The organism is Streptomyces sp. DSM 116793, from assembly GCF_057320905.1.
The window spans coordinates 4,301,799-4,317,768 of the sequence record NZ_CM170494.1; the positions used below are offsets into that span (position 1 = coordinate 4,301,799).

The 15,970-nt window shown below is 67.8% G+C and carries 13 protein-coding genes and 1 pseudogene; 10 read left to right on the forward strand and 4 right to left on the reverse strand.

The genetic code is table 11. The features are described from left to right. Entirely contained in the window at positions 1-447 is a 447-nt protein-coding gene (locus ACSMXW_RS16625) for a hypothetical protein (RefSeq protein ID WP_485807333.1), read from the reverse strand. A gap of 1,317 nt (positions 448-1,764) precedes the next feature. Between ACSMXW_RS16625 and ACSMXW_RS16630 the strand changes: the two genes are divergently transcribed. The 4 genes from ACSMXW_RS16630 to ACSMXW_RS16645 all read left to right on the forward strand — a co-directional run bounded on the left by ACSMXW_RS16630 (position 1,765) and on the right by ACSMXW_RS16645 (position 7,060). Beyond that, positions 1,765-2,127: a hypothetical protein gene (locus ACSMXW_RS16630; protein ID WP_485807335.1), complete on the forward strand. Its 363-nt coding sequence runs from the start codon at positions 1,765-1,767 to the stop codon at positions 2,125-2,127. Beyond that, positions 2,124-3,392, forward strand: a complete 1,269-nt coding sequence (locus ACSMXW_RS16635; protein ID WP_485807337.1) for an RNase A-like domain-containing protein — start codon at positions 2,124-2,126, stop codon at positions 3,390-3,392. Before ACSMXW_RS16630 ends, ACSMXW_RS16635 begins: the two co-directional genes overlap by 4 nt. 34 nt (positions 3,393-3,426) lie before the next feature. Then, positions 3,427-4,098: a contact-dependent growth inhibition system immunity protein gene (locus ACSMXW_RS16640; RefSeq protein ID WP_485807339.1), complete on the forward strand. Its 672-nt coding sequence runs from the start codon at positions 3,427-3,429 to the stop codon at positions 4,096-4,098. 988 nt (positions 4,099-5,086) lie between these two features. Continuing rightward, complete coding sequence (locus ACSMXW_RS16645) at positions 5,087-7,060, forward strand: type I restriction-modification system subunit M/S (RefSeq protein ID WP_485807341.1); 1,974 nt, start codon at positions 5,087-5,089, stop codon at positions 7,058-7,060. A 346-nt stretch (positions 7,061-7,406) separates the two neighbouring features. On the opposite strand, the pseudogene ACSMXW_RS16650 reads toward ACSMXW_RS16645, so the two are convergent. After that, positions 7,407-8,309: pseudogene (locus tag ACSMXW_RS16650) on the reverse strand (non-reducing end alpha-L-arabinofuranosidase family hydrolase); the annotation flags it as partial. A gap of 1,036 nt (positions 8,310-9,345) precedes the next feature. Here ACSMXW_RS16650 and ACSMXW_RS16655 point away from each other — a divergent pair. Further along, positions 9,346-9,963 carry an exonuclease domain-containing protein gene (locus ACSMXW_RS16655; RefSeq protein WP_485807342.1) on the forward strand — a complete coding sequence of 206 codons (618 nt, stop codon included), beginning with the start codon at positions 9,346-9,348 and terminating at the stop codon, positions 9,961-9,963. A 185-nt stretch (positions 9,964-10,148) separates the two neighbouring features. After that, the gene (locus tag ACSMXW_RS16660; protein WP_485807344.1) at positions 10,149-11,180 is read left to right on the forward strand and encodes an LLM class flavin-dependent oxidoreductase; all 1,032 of its coding nucleotides are present in this window, start codon (positions 10,149-10,151) and stop codon (positions 11,178-11,180) included. A gap of 190 nt (positions 11,181-11,370) precedes the next feature. Here the strand turns inward: ACSMXW_RS16660 and ACSMXW_RS16665 are convergent, their stop codons facing one another. Then, positions 11,371-12,171 (reverse strand): SDR family NAD(P)-dependent oxidoreductase, encoded by an 801-nt coding sequence (locus tag ACSMXW_RS16665; RefSeq protein WP_485807346.1) that lies wholly within the window; start codon positions 12,169-12,171, stop codon positions 11,371-11,373. A 119-nt stretch (positions 12,172-12,290) separates the two neighbouring features. Between ACSMXW_RS16665 and ACSMXW_RS16670 the strand changes: the two genes are divergently transcribed. The 4 genes from ACSMXW_RS16670 (at position 12,291) to ACSMXW_RS16685 (ending at position 15,142) form a co-directional block, all read left to right on the forward strand. Beyond that, the gene (locus ACSMXW_RS16670) at positions 12,291-12,911 is read left to right on the forward strand and encodes a TetR/AcrR family transcriptional regulator (protein ID WP_485807348.1); all 621 of its coding nucleotides are present in this window, start codon (positions 12,291-12,293) and stop codon (positions 12,909-12,911) included. A 610-nt stretch (positions 12,912-13,521) separates the two neighbouring features. Continuing rightward, positions 13,522-14,013: a DUF2975 domain-containing protein gene (locus tag ACSMXW_RS16675; protein WP_485807350.1), complete on the forward strand. Its 492-nt coding sequence runs from the start codon at positions 13,522-13,524 to the stop codon at positions 14,011-14,013. Further along, positions 14,013-14,234, forward strand: a complete 222-nt coding sequence (locus tag ACSMXW_RS16680) for a helix-turn-helix domain-containing protein (RefSeq protein WP_054237256.1) — start codon at positions 14,013-14,015, stop codon at positions 14,232-14,234. The genes ACSMXW_RS16675 and ACSMXW_RS16680 overlap by 1 nt, the downstream gene beginning before the upstream one ends. Beyond that, a complete protein-coding gene (locus tag ACSMXW_RS16685; protein ID WP_485807352.1) occupies positions 14,231-15,142 on the forward strand; it encodes a transposase family protein in 912 nt (303 codons plus the stop codon). The genes ACSMXW_RS16680 and ACSMXW_RS16685 overlap by 4 nt, the downstream gene beginning before the upstream one ends. Here the strand turns inward: ACSMXW_RS16685 and ACSMXW_RS16690 are convergent. After that, positions 15,112-15,675, reverse strand: coding sequence for a ferritin-like fold-containing protein (locus ACSMXW_RS16690; protein ID WP_485807353.1), 564 nt, complete (start codon positions 15,673-15,675; stop codon positions 15,112-15,114). The two genes, ACSMXW_RS16685 and ACSMXW_RS16690, sit on opposite strands and share 31 nt — an antisense overlap. Between the last annotated feature and the right edge of the window lie 295 nt (positions 15,676-15,970).

A 15,970-nucleotide genomic window follows, 5' to 3' on the forward strand; every position in this document is an offset into this window, starting at 1 on the left:
TCACCTCATTGCTGGCAGGACGAAGAGCCCGGCGAGCAGCCACATGACGATCACCGAGACGAGTATGAACAACAGCACGTAAGTCTCGTACCAGCGCAGGAGATTGCCCGGACGTGGGCGCTTCCGGAAGCCGGGTCCGACAATCTCGTCCGTGATGTCGCACTCCTCATTGCGGTAGTCCAGCCAGGCGAGGGCGCCCACGACGATCAGCGTGATGGTGAACGCGGCGACCACCGTCGTGAGGACCAGAAGCCCGATCACGCCGCTCCGCGCGGTATCCGACGCCACATCCCATTTGCGGTATCCCACGAAGAGCGCCAGAGCCGCGCCGACAAGGGTGGTGGCGAGCGTCTGATAGATGGCGAGGAAACGGTGCGCATTCTCGTTCACCGCGTGGATCTGCTGCAGGATGTACCGGTACCGCTCCAGGGCGAACTCGTTCCGCACCGTTGCGGCTTCCGGCCTCGTCTCCCCCGATGCTCCCATCGCCCCCACTCGTCTGACCTCCCATCAGGATAGGGCGACCAAGGTCACTGAGCACCTGGATCACCGAGACTCTCTACTGCGCCAGCGCGTTCCACGACGCTTTCCAGTCGAGGCGGCTGGCCCTGCTTGCAAGATCCACACGCCACTCCGTAGACACAGCCACCACGCTCCGCCAACCAGCGAAGGCCAGTTGCTCTATGGTCTCAGTTTTGGCCTCATTCACCCTCGTCCAGCAGCGTCCAGAAGGCCCACCACCACCCGCTTCACCGCAGGTCGGAACATCCCTGGCCCTCGCCGAACCCTCAGACGAACATTTGGAAAGCGTGTTGGGGGCAACCCCTCACGAGTTCGAATCTCGTATCCTCCGCCGTGGCTGACCAGCCGAAACGAAGGTCCCGACCGCAAGCTGGCCGGGGCCTTCGTCGTGGTGTGGTTCAAGTTGGCGCCGAGGGGCGTGGCGGCAAGGCTCGGGCCTGGCCGCTCACATCTGGAACGCGGCCCGCGGTTCCTCGTCCCGGAGCAGTTCGAGGACGCCGGTCTCCTCGTCGGCGAAGATCCGGAGCTCTTCCTAGGACACGGCCTTGTGTCATCGCATCCACCTCGGCAAGCGTCCGGCGGCCGGCCTTCACCGCCTCTTCATGCCGCCAGAGACGGCCCCGCCCCCGCACGAGCCGGTCCGTACGCCACAGCCACCAGCCTGCAGCTCCGACGCCGCCGAGGATCACTGCCCCAGTGATATACGGCCACACGACCGACCAGAACACCACCAGCACGACCCGTACAGCCGCACCCCGCCCCCTCCCAGCCCACATCGTCCAGCGCCGTTCAGCCGTTGTCCGACGCACGACGCCATCCCAGGTCGCTGCCGCAGCAGGGCGAACGAAGGCTCCGACCAGATCTGGGTCGGAGCCCTTGCCGTTCCGTGTTTGCAGTTTCTGGTAGGCGTGCTGATCGCGGGAAGTCTGCGGGCCGGGATTGAGTTGGCCAGAGTCCGCCGCACGTCGCCAAGACGCGCGCTCCATCGAATCCCGAGCCCCAGCTGCAAGACCGAGCCGTCGGGCCCGCATCACGAGCGGGGCCCGACACCTGCTACGGCCCACCTGGGGAATCAGGTGACCACACCCCAGAGCCGAGTTACGTGACCGTCGACACGCCCCAACGCTTGACTACCCTCAATCGGACTTTTGCCTCCTCTTTGCGTTCATCGCACTCACGAAGGTTCAGGACCAACTACCGTCTTCGGGCCGGTCAGCCACTTCACGGGGAGCAGACGACGCCATGGGCGAAAGCAGCGACGGCAAGATACTCGACATCAAGATCGCCGACCTGAAGGCGACGGCCCCGCACTTCCACACCCACAGCACCGACCTGGCCAAGGCACTGGCCAAGCTCAAGACGGGCCTTGCGGCAACCGGTTCACCGTGGGGCGATGACGAGCAGGGCCGGAAATTCCACGAGCACTACGGCCCGCACGTGAAGAAGATGGAACGCGCCTCCGAGATCCTGGCACTCGGCCTGGCCAGCATCCACGACGCGATGACCGACATGGCCGACGGCCACATCGCCAACGAAGAGCTGATCCGCTCGATGTTCAGCAAGATCCAGGCAACCCCGCATGACGGCAACGGGACCGCGCGGTGAGCGCAGCCGACAAGGCCAAGAAGATCGTCCAGGACATGACCGGCATGTGGTGGCCGGATGCCGACGAAGGCGGCTTACGCGACGCGGCGAAGGTATGGCGGGACTTCGCCGACGACCTGGAGGAGGTCACGGCCGCCGCGAACAGGTCCGCACGAGGCATCATCGAGCACAACAAGGGCGAGGCGATATCCGCCTTCGACGACCCGTTCTGGCGCCGCTACTACTACGACGGCCACGGCTGGCTCCAAGACATGATCGACGGCGCCCGCGACATGGCCAAGGCCCTCGACCAGTACGCCGACTCCGTCCACCACGCCGTCAACCGCCTGGAACACGAACTGGAGATCGTCGGCGCGACCATCATCGCCGGCACTGCCCTGGCCATCTTCACCGCCGGCATCTCCGAGGCCGCAGCCGCAGCGGCAACCGCAAGCGTCGTGGAACTCGCCGCCACCCTCGGCGTGACCGTCTCCACCGAGATCGCCACCATCGCCGGCACCACCCTCGCCACCGCCGCCATAGCAGGCATCGAATCGATCACCGTCGACCTCGCCGTCACCCAGCCCGTCGCCATGGCCACCGGCGAGAGCAAGGGCCTCAGCCTCGACGAAGCCCGTCAGGCCGGGCTCTACGGCGCCCTCACCGGCGGAGCCCTCGGCGGCGCGGGCGCCACCTACCAGGCCGTGAAGAACGCGGGCGGAATGACCGAACTGCTCGGCGGCGTACGCGTACCAGGATTCGGACCACAGATGGCCATCGCAGGCGGCGAATCGGCCGGCCTCGACGACCTCGGACTGCTCATCAAGGGCGACGGGGAAACCAACGCCTGGCCACGGAGCAAACGCAAAGGAGCCCAGAGGCCGAAGTACAGAGGTGATCTCGCAGGTGACGAGGGGAAGAAGGGCGCTCACACCATCGAGCGACACGTCGAGAAGACAGACCGCGAGCTACGTGCCCGGCTACGCTCCGACAAGAAGATCACCGGTAGCTCCAGCTTCATCAACGAGCAGTCGGCGCAAGACCTCACCGACCGGGCGATCGTCCAGAGGCAGCACGATGTACGGCGCTGGCTGGAGAACACGTCCAGCGGGCAGAAGGTGATCAAGGTGGACTTTGGTGACGAAGTCACCGGTCGTAGCCTGTCCCGCGAGGACTTCATCCGTGGCACCGGGCCCCACGACGTGCATCAGGTGCAGCTCGTCCTACGCCGAGATCCGGACATGCCCAGCGGCTTCCGTATCCACACGTCCTACCCCGTCGCCTGACCGCGAGCACCGACAAGCCACCAAGGACCGGCCCATGATCCCCCCCGAAGGCTTCTTGGACGACATCCGATTCCCCGAAGTCCACGACCTCCTCCACGCCTACGCCTCAGCCGGATACGTCTTCACAGACACACCGCAACAGCCGGGCGAAGCCCTCCAGTCCTACATCCGCCAGGCCGTCCGCGCTCCGGGCCTGCTGGACACTGTGATCGCCGAGATCGACGACCTGCTGGCCGTCGGCCTGTTCAGTGACGAGATCGCCGACGAGGTCGACACCCTGCCCCACATCAAGCCGTCCGCCGACCGCACCGTCGAGCAGTGCCTCGCCCTTGCCCGAGACCATCTCGACCAGGTCCGACGCGGCGGCGACTACGAGCACTCGCAGATTCCCCGCACGGACTGGGAGTGGGCCAAGCAGTTCCCCGAACTGCACGACATGCTGGGCGGCTACTTCCATCAGAACTTCTCGCAGCTCTACGCATCCCATCGAGAAGCCCTGGACGACTACCTCGACGCCAACGGCCCGGAGACGATCGACGAGGCAGCCAAGGAGATCCGCTCCCTCCTCGCCTCGGTTGAGGACGACACCGGCCTCGACCGTGCGGCCAAGATCCTGGGCCTCCAGGTCTACCCTCCGGAAGGGGTCCCCCTGCGCCGCTGGCTCCGAGACATCGAAGGCATCCTTCAGCACCACCCGCGTCCATAGCCAACCCGTCTCGGCCCCTCGCCAGGACGAACCGTGGTAGCAGTTCTGGTTGCATTCACCGCCGTGCAGCACCGTTCAGAAACCCCATCCGCCCCTACTGCACCGCAGGTGAGGACGTTCCGGCACGTCCCAGGATCCCCGGCCGAACATTTGGAAAGCGTGTTGGGGGCAACCCTCACGAGTTCGAATCTCGTATCCTCCGCAGCCGCCCACCTGGGCAAACGAAGGCTCCGACCACCTAGCGGTCAGAGCCTTCGCCGGTGCGTGATCTCAGTCGCGCGGTACGGGCAGGCGCGAGGGCGCCCCTGGGTACAGGGCCGGTTCCCCTCGGTACGCGCGAGCTTGTCGACCAAGCAGATCCAGGGGATGCGGTGCGATGTGATCTTTGGCGGGCAGAGGACGAGCTGAGCGGTCTGGCAACCCCAGCCAGCACAGCAAGTGATCTGACTCACAATCCGGCTGCCGCCCCAGGCGCCACCTTTCCGCCGCCGCAGACCCCGCACGTCTGCCATCAGCGACTTAACGTCACGCCATCTGCGCAGCATCGCTGCGCAGATGGCGAATCAAGCGAGAGCAAGGAAACACTAGCCACACGCTCATCGCCGTCCACTGCTAGATTTCCCATCAATCTACCTCTAGTCCAGGGCCCGGTACCGCCACCGTGCCACCTGGGCCCGGACTTCAAGAGGTGCGCAGTGCTACTGCGCAGAGACCAATCGAGAGTGGCAGGGGGCACCACAGAGTGAAGTCGTTCTTCGAGCTGCTGGGGAAGGCGATGCAGAGCACAGGCATGACGCTGCGTCTATGCCTGCTGATGGTTGTCGCCTCAGCAGCGGCATACGCCATCAGCCAACTGCAGTAGGTCGACGTGGAGCAAGGAGACCCACAAGTGGAAACAAGAAGCGCATCTGCAGACGTTGTGGACCGGCTCTGGCGGGCATACGCACCTTTCCAACGAGGCCGGAACACGTTCGGCGACCTCACCTCCATGACCACAATCCTGCTTCTTGCAGGGTTTGTTGAGTCGGTCGGTGAACCGGAGGATGAGTTCGTCAAGCGGTGGGATCGAGCGGCCGCGGAGGCCCAGATCGGCATCTCGCCACTGATGGACCTGCGCGCCGCCCTGAGGAGCGCGAGTAGGCATCAACTCTTTCCTGTGCCTGACATCGACAGGCTTGACGTCGAGTTCCTCGACGGGAGTGAAGGAGCGGATGATGTTCCCTGGGCAGCTGCGTTCCTTGCTGCCCTAACGCAACGTCCGACGCTGGCCGAAGCCAGCCTGGCGGAAGTCTGTGAGCTGCTCCTCGAACGCCACGTTCAGGAAGGGGCTTTTCTGGCAGGAGAGTTCTACACACCGCGCGCCGTTGCGCGCCTGCTTGTCGAGACCGCAGACCCGCGGCCGGGGGACCGAATCCTTGATCCGGCTTGCGGGGTTGGCGGTCTTCTCGCAGTCGCAGCGGAGCGAATCGCGGAACACGGCAAGCTAGACGGTGCTTCCTTCGAGGCTTATGCCACAGATCGCAGCAATCCCCGGCTAGCGATGATGAACCTGGCCATCCACGGAGTGGATCAGCCCGTCGTAGCTGCCTCCGATCCCGTGTCGCTCTTTCAGCACCGGGGCACCGGCCTTTTTGACCGAGTTCTGAGCAACCCGCCGTTTAACCAGCGCATCAAGACTACCCACACAGTCGGCTGGCCCTTCGGACAACCGCCCGAGTTCAATGCGAACTTCGCCTGGCTCCAGCTCGCGTGGAGCCGACTGAGCGAGAAGGGGTTCGCAGTGGTGATCATGCCGCCGGGAGCCGCCTGGTCCAGCGGCCGTGAAGCGCTCATCCGCAGAAACATGATCGCAAGTGGCACTCTCCTCGCTGTCATTGCGTTGCCGGCGAACCTTTTCGCGCCTCATACCTCCATCCCCGTGCATATCTGGGTGTTGGCTCGCGACAAGTCCCGCCACCTGCCGGTAGGCGATACCGAATCCGTCCTCTTCATCGATGCAAGCAGACTCGGTACACAGGTTCCACGGCAGCCGTGCACCTTGACCGCCGAGGACATTGATCGCATCAGCGGACGGTTCCACGCGTGGCGGTTGTCCCCTCCCACAACGCCCGATGAACCAGGTTTCTCTCGTTCGGTTTCACATGCCGAGATCGACCAGAACGACGGCAACCTCGACCCACGCCGGTACGTCCACTTCGATCAGCAGCGACCAACGGCACCAGATCTTGATCTCATGCTCGATGGCCTGGACTGGCATGACGGTGCAACGTCAAGTTCGAGCCGCGCCGTGCATGGAAGTCTCAGCGTATGCGGGCGATTGACTCGCAGGGGGATCGATCCTCCGCGTATATCTCTTGGGCGCATTGTGAAGGGCACTCGAGCAGGCTCATTCGACGAACCGGTGCCCGGCCTGCTCTTCGCCGGACCTTCGGGAAGTCGCCTCCATGCGGAGGACTACGTTGACGCCGGCATCCCCGTAGTGATGCCCAAGGACCTCACCAGCAATGGCATCAGCACGGCGAGCATCAAATACATCGCCGAGGATCAAGCCGAGGATCTGGAACGCTTTCGCCTCCACCTCGGTGACGTGGTCCTGGCACGTCGCGGAGAGCTGGGGCGATGTGCGGTAGCCCGAGAGGAGCAACAGGGATGGCTCTGCGGAACTGGCTGCTTCGTGCTTCGGCCGCCCGCTGATCTGGACGCCGACTACTTCGCGGCCTACCTACGGAGTTCGGAGGCACGCCAGTGGCTCGAGGCCCACTCCACGGGGAGTATGACCATGAAGACCATCTCTCTCAACGCGTTGAGTGAATTGCCAGTCGCACTGCCAGATCTCGGGGTGCAACAGGCGATCGCCGACGCGATGAGGCAACTAGATGAACACGAGCGACGGTTGCAGGAGCAGCTAACGTTCACGCAACAGATCCGCCGCGACTCGCTAATGGGGCTCCTGCGAAGTTGAGTGCCCTCATCTCGTATCCTCCGCCCAGCTCTCACCGGGCTGTACGAGGGCCCCGACCGTTGGGCGGTCGGGGCCCTCGTTGTTGTGTGGGTTGTTGTGTGGGTTGTTGTGTGGTCTCAGTCCGAGATGCCCTGTGCTGCGCTTCCCGCGCCCGGCGATCGGGATGGTTCCTGCCGCACTGCGGGGGCGCGCGAGCCGACGAGTGGCTCGGGTCTCCGGCCGACGCACGGCCGGGGCTCCCCGAGGCGGTGGATACCGGTCAGCAAGTGGAGTCGCCGTCGCCGTGAACAGCCCGTCCACGCGCCGGCAGGCCGCACCGGATCGCGATCACCGTGGATCAGGCAGGTCAGCGCTGGAGGGTGAGGACACCCGGCCGCCAGGGCAGTTGGTCGTAGGGGCCGCCCGCGCTGGGGGACTTGCCCTGGTAGAGGAACTGCAGGTTGCAGGGGTCGATGGTCATGGTCTGGTCGGGGTTGTTGCGGACCAGGTCACCGTGGCTGATGTCGTTGGTCCAGGTGGCACCGCTGTTGGCCTTGCCCGCGAAGGGGTTGCTCTCGCTGCCGGCCTGCGGGGTCCACGAACCGTTCAGGCTGGAGGCCGTGAACGAGCGGAAGTAGCGCCCATTCGCACCCATCGCCTCAACGATCATGAGGTACTGGTTCTGGCCCTGAACCTTGTAGACCTGCACCCCCTCGAACAAGTTGTTCGTCGAATCGCTCATGACCGTCGTGTACGACGAGCCGAAGTTGCCCGGGAAGTTCCCGATCGGCATGCTCGCCCGGTAGATCTTGCCGTTGTCACCGGCGAAGAACAGGTACATGTTCTGGCCGTCCCCGATCAGGGTCTGGTCGATCGGGCCGGTGCTGGAGCCGGAGATGCTACCGGTGAACAGCGGCTGCGGCGAGGACCAGCCGTTGGGGTTCGTGGGGTCGCTCGACGTGCGGTAGATGAAGGGCCACGCGCCCCACTGGTACGCCAGCACCCAGATGTTCTTGGGCGCGAAGTAGAACAGCGTGGGCGCCACCGCGGCCTGGCTCATCCCTCTCTGGCCGGCCGACGCCATGTCCGACCAGTTCGTGAAGGGACTGAACGTCATCGAGCCGTACGACGATCCCGACACGTTGGACGCGTAGACCAGGTGCTTGCCGTTGTACACCACATTGGTGAAGTCCTTCAGCGAGACCCACCCGTTCGCCGGCTGCGCCAGCACACCCGTCGACGACCACCGGTACGTCGACGGAAGAGAACACGCGTCCCCCGCCGCCGGGGCGCCGGGACCAGCACTTCGCGATGCGCCGCCGACGGCCGCCTGAGCCGGGTTGGCGACGAGCGTCGCCGCCAACGCGACCAGGGCCGCGACCGCGGCGGTAAGCACCACGGACAGATTTCTGCGACTGAGACTTCCTCTGCGCATGGGGACCTCTTGATCCTTGAGTAGGCGTTTCCGGTCGGCCCCCTCGGAGGCTGTCCGGACTGTCGAAGTGGTGCGGTTCGTGGCGACCCGTGGGTACCGGGCTGCCCCTCGTGGCTTACCGGTCCTGCGAGACGGGAGAGACGGGGGAACCGCACCGGCGGTGGCGAGGCCGGTGGCGGCCGCGGGCGTGGGCGCGTGACAACGGCGCCATTGACGAGGCCATGACATATGCATGAGCGGCGTGCTCCTTGCGGCTCGGCCGTTGCGGTGGTCGTGATCGGGGAGGTGCCCTGCTGCACGAGTGGAGCAGCCATGGTGTTCGTTCGCAGTATCGAACAAGGGTCGAAGTGTCGACCACGTTGGATGATAGAGAAACGGCGAACGGCGTCAATGCCTCTCGCAAGATTCGCGAGAAAAGCCGAAACTCTTTCGCAGGCCTCTGTAGGCCTCTGTGGATGAACGCGCAGTTCAAACGATCGAATGGCCGATCCGGGCGGATGGACAACCCGTTGGCTCCGGGGCGGTCCTGCGCCGGCGGCATGGCGTTGGGTGCGGGTGCCGATAACTTCCCGGTCCCCGCGGCCACGGTCCGGAGTCGGACGGAAGTGCCGGAGGGCCGATGTGGAGGACTCGCCGGTCCTGACGGAGCGGCCCCACCGGTCTCGTCACCGTGACCGCGCCGGAACACGCCGGTCCGGTGCGGCCGGCCGCCGCGGCACCGTGCCCGGCACCGCGCCCGGCCCCGGTCGCCGCGGCACCGCGCCCGGCCTCCGTGCCCGGCGATGAGAATGGGGCCCGGCCGCCGGCGCGGCCGCCCGCGCCGGCCGCGCGCGGCGTACTGCGAAATCGCCGGAGAAATCGCCTAGAGGGAATGGAAGTGTCGGCGTTGGCCACCTGTGTGGTGTTTGATCTCGAGTTCACGTCATGGCCGGGAGCTCTTGAGGAGGACTGGGCAGCCCCCGGGCAGCTCCGTGAGATCGTGCAGATCGGCGCTCTGCGTCTGGATGAGGATTTCTCTGTGGTGGACGAGTACGAAGCGCTGGTCCGGCCCACCGTGAATCCGCAGCTGTCCCCGTATTTCACCGAGCTCACCGGCATCGGCCAGGAGACGGTGGACCGGGACGGCCTCGCTCCGGCTCAGGCGATCGGTGACTTCCTGGGGTTCTGCAAAGGCCAGTCCGTGCTCTCGTACGGCAACGACATGGTCGTGCTCGGGGAGAACGTGGGGTGGATCCGCGCGCGCGGAGAGGAGCTTGAGAACAGCTACCTCGCCGCCGGCTTCCTGAATATCCGGCCCTGGCTGAACACTGTTGCTCCCGCGACGCGGTCCGCAAACGTGGGCCGCCTGTGGAAGGTCCTCGGCCTGCCCAAGCCCGGTGCCGGCGAAGAGCACTCCGCCCTTTTCGACTGCCGTTCCTTCGCCGCGGCCCTCAGGCATCTGTCTGCCACGGGGGCCGCCTTGCCGGCGGGCTGTTTCCGCCAGGGCTGACGGGCGCCCGCCGCCGCGCACGGCCGCCCGGCCGTCTGGCCACCCGGCCGTCTGGCTGGCCGGCCGCCCGTCGTACGCCCCGTCGCAGCCGACCCGCCGAGGCCCCCTGGCACCCGTCGGACACAATTGGATCAGCGCAGGCGTGCGGCCGTCCGGCGGCCGTGCCGCGGATCTGGGAGGACGCCGTGCCGCCGAGCTCGAAGCCGTTGCGGAAGCTGGGCTTTCTGACCATCGGGCTGTTCGACGGGGCGGACCCCCGTCCCGGTCACGAGAGCACGCTGGAGATCATCGAGTTGGGCGAGCAACTCGGCTTCGACAGCGCCTGGGTGCGCCACCGCCATCTCCAGTACGGCATCTCCTCACCGGTCGCCCTGCTGGCGGCCGCCTCGCAGCGCACCCGCAGGATCCAGCTCGGCACCGCAGTGATCCCGGTGGGCTGGGAGAACCCGCTCCGGCTCGCCGAGGACCTCGCCACCGTCGACGTGCTCTCCGGGGGCCGGCTCAACCCCGGGGTCAGCGTCGGGCCGCCGCGGGACCTCGAACGGGTCGGGCCCGCGCTGTACCCGGACACCGCGGAGGCGGAGGACTTCGGCTACGAGCGGGTGCGGCGGCTGCTGTCCTTCGTACGCGGGGAGCCGGCCACCGACTTCGCCGGCACGGAGGGCTTCGAGGTGTTCTCCGACCGCGTCCAGCCGCACTCGCCCGGCCTCGGTGGACGGATGTGGTACGGCGGCGGGAGCCTGCGGTCCGCCCGGTGGGCCGGTGAGCACGGCATGAACCTGCTGACCAGCAGTGTCGTTAAGGCCGAGCAGTCCGAGCGGTTCGCCGAGATCCAGCTCTCGCACATCCGCGCCTTCCGCGCGCACCATCCCGACGGGGAGCGGGCCCGGGTCTCCCAGGGGCTCGTGGTCATTCCGACGGACAGCGCGACGGCGGAGCAGCGGGAGAAGTACGAGGCGTTCGCACGGCAGCGGATGCCGCGTACGGCCGCGCCGCAGGGGCCGGCGCGGATGCTCTTCGCCGCCGATCTCGTCGGCACGTCCGAGCAGATCGCCGAGCGGCTGTACGCGGATGCCGCCTTCCGGGAGGTCGACGAGGTCGCGTTCGCGCTGCCGTTCACGTTCGAGCACGAGGACTACGTCCAGATCCTGACCGATATGGCGACTCGGCTGGGGCCCGCGCTGGGGTGGCGGGCCGGGGGGCAGCCGGGCGACTGACGCCGGGCCGACGGACGGGGCGGTGCCAGCGCGGCGGCGCGGCACCGCCGTGCGGGCACGGCCCTGGCGGGACAGCAGGGCCGGCCGGCCCGCGCCCGCTCGGCCCCGTCTCGCGCCGCCGCGCCCGCGCCCGCGGGCATGCCCGCGCCCGCCCACACGCCCGCGCCCGCGCCCGCGCCCGCGCCCGCGACTACTGGACCGAGCGGATCGTCCCGCCGTCCACACGGAGTGTGGCCCCGCTCACGTAGTCCGCCAGGGGACTCGCCAGGTAGACCACGGCCGCCGCGATCTCCTCGGGGCGGCCCAGCCGGCCGGTGTCGTTCGGCACCAGTTCCTCGACCGCGGCCCGCTCGATGTCCTTCCACATCTCGCCCCAGCCGTGGGACGGGGCGATGTCGGTGAGCAGTCGCTGGACGGAGTCCACCAGGATCGCTCCCGGTGCCACCACGTTCGACGTCACGCCCGAGCCGCTGAGCTCCCGCGCCAGCGAGACCGCCAGGTTGTGCCGGGCGGCGAGGGACGCGGTGTAGTGGGGCTGGGCCTTCGTGGGCTGTACGGCGAGGCCGCCGCCGATCTGGATCACCCGGCCCCAGCGGCGCTCCCGCATCGCCGGTACCAGGCGCTGGATCATCCGGACCCCGGAGACCACGTTCACCTCGTACGTCCTGGTCCAGAGCTCGGGCGTCGCCTCCGACCAGGAGAGGTGGCCGTAGCCTCCGGCGTTGTTGACCAGGATGTCGACCGGTCCGCCGGACAGTGCGGCCGCGGCGACCGCGTCGGCGCCCGCGTCGGTCGCGAGGTCGCCCAGGGCGACGCCGGCCCGGCCGCCCGCGGCCCGGATGGCGGAGGCCACCGCCTTCGCACGGTCGGCGTCGCGGCCGTGCACCACGGCCTCGGCGCCTTCCGCGGCGAGCATCCTGGCGATCGCCTCGCCGAGTCCGGAGCTCGATCCGGTCACCAGGGCCCGTTTGCCCGTCATCTGCATGTCCATGAGGTCTCCTCGTCCTCCCTTCCGGGTGGTCCCTGTCTCGGACGCGCCATGCGCCGTGCCGCTGCGCGCTATGTCTACGAGTGTATACATGGCTCGGAGTGATGTATACGCTGGTAGACATGACCTCTTCTGCAGACCCTCGCAACGGCGGGCGCAACGGCGGGGCCGGCGCCACGCCCAGGCGGACGCGCGACTCCACGGCGACGCGGGAGGCGATCCTCCGGTCCGCGACGGCCGCCTTCACGCGCCGTGGGTACGACGGGGCGGGGGTGCGCGAGATCGCCCGGGACGCCGGGGTGACGGCGATGTTGATCAACCGGTACTTCGGCTCCAAGGAGCAGCTCTTCGCCGAAGTGGTCGACGTATCCTTCGCGCCGCGGACGGTGGTGACCGGGGCGGCGGACACCCTGGCCCGGGACACGGCCGAGGCGCTCGTCGCACGGACCGCGCCCGGGGCGGAACCACTTGATCCGTTCCTGCTGATGCTGCGGTCCGCGGGGAATCCGCGGGCGGTGGAGATCGTGCGGGACGGGGTTGGGCGGCATGTCGGGCGGGAGCTTGCGGAGCGGTTGGGAGGGCGGGGGGTGGAGGAGCGGGCGGAGTTGGTTCTGTCTGTTCTTGCGGGGGTGTGGTTGATGCGGAGGGTGTTGGGGACGCGGGGGCTTGTGGGGGGTGAGGAGGGGGAGTTGGTTCGGTGGGTCGAGGGGGTTCTGCGGGTGCTTGTGGATCCGGCGAGCTGAATTGCCCACCCGCCCGCCCCGCCCTGTCCGGGCGTCGGCCAACCACCTGCCGGTGGGGGTTTTCGCGCAGTTCCCCGCGCCCCTCATCCGGCCCAGCCCTGTCCGGGCGTCGGCCAACCACCCGCCGGTGGGGGTTTTCGCGCAGTTCCCCCCGCCCCTCATCCGGCCCAGCCCTGTCCGGTCGTCAGCCAATCACCCACCGGTGGGGGTATTCGCGCAGTTCCCCGCGCCCCTTCCAAAGCCCAGCCCCATCCGGTCGTCAGCCAACCACCCGCCAGTGGGGGTATTCGCGCAGTTCCCCGCGCCCCTCATCGGGCCCAACCCCCACCCCGCCGTCGACCAACCACCCACCCGTCGGGGTTTTCGCGCAGTTCCCCGCGCCCGTCATCAGACCCACCCCCAAGGCTTCGGCGTGGTCGGATGGCGTCCGATCTATGGCTGGGCGAGGTCGACTTCGGCAAGATCGAGAACCTTCGCATCGGGCCATGCCGCGGGAGGGGGCGGCGGCATCCCGCCATGGTGTGAAGCCGCCGCTCGCCCTCCGATCCAGCCTTGCTTTATCTATCGAAATTCGATAGATTCCCATCGTAGCTCGATGGGAGGATGGGGCATGGGAAAGCTGACAGTGCGCGCGCTTCGCGCCGTGCTCGTGGTGGTGCTCACCGGCACCCTGTTCGTACAGGCATTGATGGTGTGGGCGTTGGTCAGCGGGAGTGACCCGGAGGACGGGTCGCTCCCGCTGACCCCGCTGCGCGTGATCACGATCCTGGGCATCGGGGCGGCCCAGGTCGCCCTGGTCTGTATATGGCGACTGGTAACGATGGTGCGACGCGGAACCGTGTTCTCCCACGCCGCCTTCCGGTACGTGGACGTCATCATCGGCGCGATCGTCGCGGCTGCTCTCGTGTGGTTCGCGGTCACGGCCCTGAATGCGCCCGGCCAGCGGGACGACCCGGGCGTCACCCTCATCATGGGCGGGATCGGCGTGGCCATCCTGGGAGTAGCGCTCATCGTGCTCGTGCTGCGGATGCTGCTCGCCCAGGCCGTCGCCCGCGACGTCGAAGCGGCGCAGATGCAGGCCGAGTTGGAAGAGGTGATCTGATGCCGATCGCCGTCGACATCGACGTGATGCTGGCCAGGCGGAAGATGTCCGTGGGCGAGCTCGCAGACCGCGTAGGCATCACGCCCGCCAACCTGGCGGTCCTCAAGAACGGCCGCGCCAAGGCGGTGCGCTTTGCGACGCTCGCCGCGCTCTGCGAGGTGCTCAAGTGCCAGCCAGGCGACCTGCTTCGCTGGGAGGCCGAGGACACCGCGGGCGAATGAACCGTGCCTGCCGACGCGTCATCGCCGATCCCGCTTGCCTTCAACCAACTCCACGAGCATCCCGGGGCCGTACCCGGAGAGATCCCGGGCCTGCTGGAGCTCTGGCCGAGGTGCCCGACCCTCGCGATCCGCGCGGCGTACGGCACGCTCTGGTCGTCGTGCTTGCGCTGACCGCGTGCGCGGTTCCGGCCGGAGCGACCTCCCTGCTGGCTCCCTGCCGGCGGTGGGCGATTGGATCACCGACGCCCCGCCGTCCGTCCTGGAGCGTCTCGGCGTACGGCCCGATCCGCTGTCCCCGAAGCGGTGCCTGCCGGCGGAGGCGACGGTGCGTCGGCTGCCGGGCCGCATCGACGGCGACGCGTTGGACCGGGCGGTGGGCCGCTGGCCGGCCGACCGGCGCGCTGGGGTCGACGGCCGGCTGCATGCCAGTGGCGGTCGACGGCAAGGTCGGCGTCAAGACCGTCTACGCGGTCACCAGCCTCACTGCGGAACAGGCCACACCCGCCGAACTCGCTCGGCTGATCCGCAGCCACTGGAAGACCGAGGCCCTGCACCACGTCCGAGACGTGACGCTCGCCGAAGACGCCTCCCAGCTGCGAACCGGCTCCGCACCCCGCGCCATGGCGACCTGGCGCAACCCCGCCGTCGGCGCCCTTCGCCTCGCCGGGACGGGCAGCGTCGCCGCCGGCCTCCGGCGCAACGCCCGCGACGCCAGCCGCCCTCTCGCCTCATCGGACTCACATGACCACGAAACGGACGTCACGCGACTGCGCCGAAGCCCTGGGCCCAGCCCCACCCCGCCGTCGACCAACCACCCACCCGTCCCGGTTCTCGCGCAGTTACCCGCCCCCCTTTCGGGGCTGAGGTCATCGGGGTGTTACGGCTCGTCTGTGGGGGTGGGCTGGTAGAGGTCGTTCAGTTCGTCTGCGTGTTCCTCCTCCTCTTCGAGGATGTCCTCGATGAGGCGGCGGCTCGTCGGGTCGTTCTCTCCGATCCAGCGGACGATCTCCGTGTACGTCTCGATGACGATGCGTTCCGCGACGAAGTTCTCGCGGATCATGCCCTGTAGGTCCGTGTCCGCGGGCGCCGCGTATTCGGTGTGGGAGCGTGCGACCAGGGAGCCCGGGTCCATGTCGGGGCTGCCGCCCAACTGGTTGATGCGGTCCGACACCCGGCGGAAATGGTCGAGTTCCTCGTCCGCGTGCTCCCGGAACATCGCGGCCACCTGTTCACGGTGAATGCCCTGCGCCACGATCGCGTTCTGCGTGTACCGCAGGTAGCACACCATCTCCGTGGCGACGACCTGGTTGAGCACATCGATGAGACGGTCCAGGTCAGACGTGTTCGCGGGGGTCACGGGGCCCCGTGTGATGTGTTTTCTGGCCTCTTCGCGAATCTTGCTCACGTCGATGGCGAACTGATTCTGCGCGGGTGCCTTCATGTCCGTCTCCTCGGCCGGGCGCGGGCTTCGCCGGGGCGTTCGGCGATACGGTTTGTTCCGGAAATTCCGAATCCGAATGGTTCGGAAATCGTATGTCGGCGGACCTCGGCTTCCGGACAGACGCGCCCGGTGTTCCGCTCCCGGACGCCCGACGGGCGGTTCCCCACCGCCACGCGCTCAGGGGTCCCGCGCCCGCCCGCGCCCGCCCGCACCCGCGCCTGCCCCGCGAGCACTCCCTCGGACCCCGCGCGCGACGCCCCCGATCGTCCCACGGACCGCACCTTCCACCGTCCCC

Excerpts from the sequence above, each read along its gene's own strand:
- ACSMXW_RS16630 (WP_485807335.1), top strand. The coding sequence starts at position 1,765 with ATGGGCGAAAGCAGCGACGGCAAGATACTCGACATCAAGATCGCCGAC.
- ACSMXW_RS16640 (WP_485807339.1), top strand. The coding sequence starts at position 3,427 with ATGATCCCCCCCGAAGGCTTCTTGGACGACATCCGATTCCCCGAAGTC.
- ACSMXW_RS16645 (WP_485807341.1), top strand. The coding sequence starts at position 5,087 with ATGACCACAATCCTGCTTCTTGCAGGGTTTGTTGAGTCGGTCGGTGAA.
- ACSMXW_RS16655 (WP_485807342.1), top strand. The coding sequence starts at position 9,346 with ATGGAAGTGTCGGCGTTGGCCACCTGTGTGGTGTTTGATCTCGAGTTC.
- ACSMXW_RS16665 (WP_485807346.1), bottom strand. The coding sequence starts at position 12,171 with ATGGACATGCAGATGACGGGCAAACGGGCCCTGGTGACCGGATCGAGC.
- ACSMXW_RS16670 (WP_485807348.1), top strand. The coding sequence starts at position 12,291 with ATGACCTCTTCTGCAGACCCTCGCAACGGCGGGCGCAACGGCGGGGCC.
- ACSMXW_RS16675 (WP_485807350.1), top strand. The coding sequence starts at position 13,522 with ATGGGAAAGCTGACAGTGCGCGCGCTTCGCGCCGTGCTCGTGGTGGTG.
- ACSMXW_RS16680 (WP_054237256.1), top strand. The coding sequence starts at position 14,013 with ATGCCGATCGCCGTCGACATCGACGTGATGCTGGCCAGGCGGAAGATG.
- ACSMXW_RS16685 (WP_485807352.1), top strand. The coding sequence starts at position 14,231 with ATGAACCGTGCCTGCCGACGCGTCATCGCCGATCCCGCTTGCCTTCAA.
- ACSMXW_RS16690 (WP_485807353.1), bottom strand. The coding sequence starts at position 15,675 with ATGAAGGCACCCGCGCAGAATCAGTTCGCCATCGACGTGAGCAAGATT.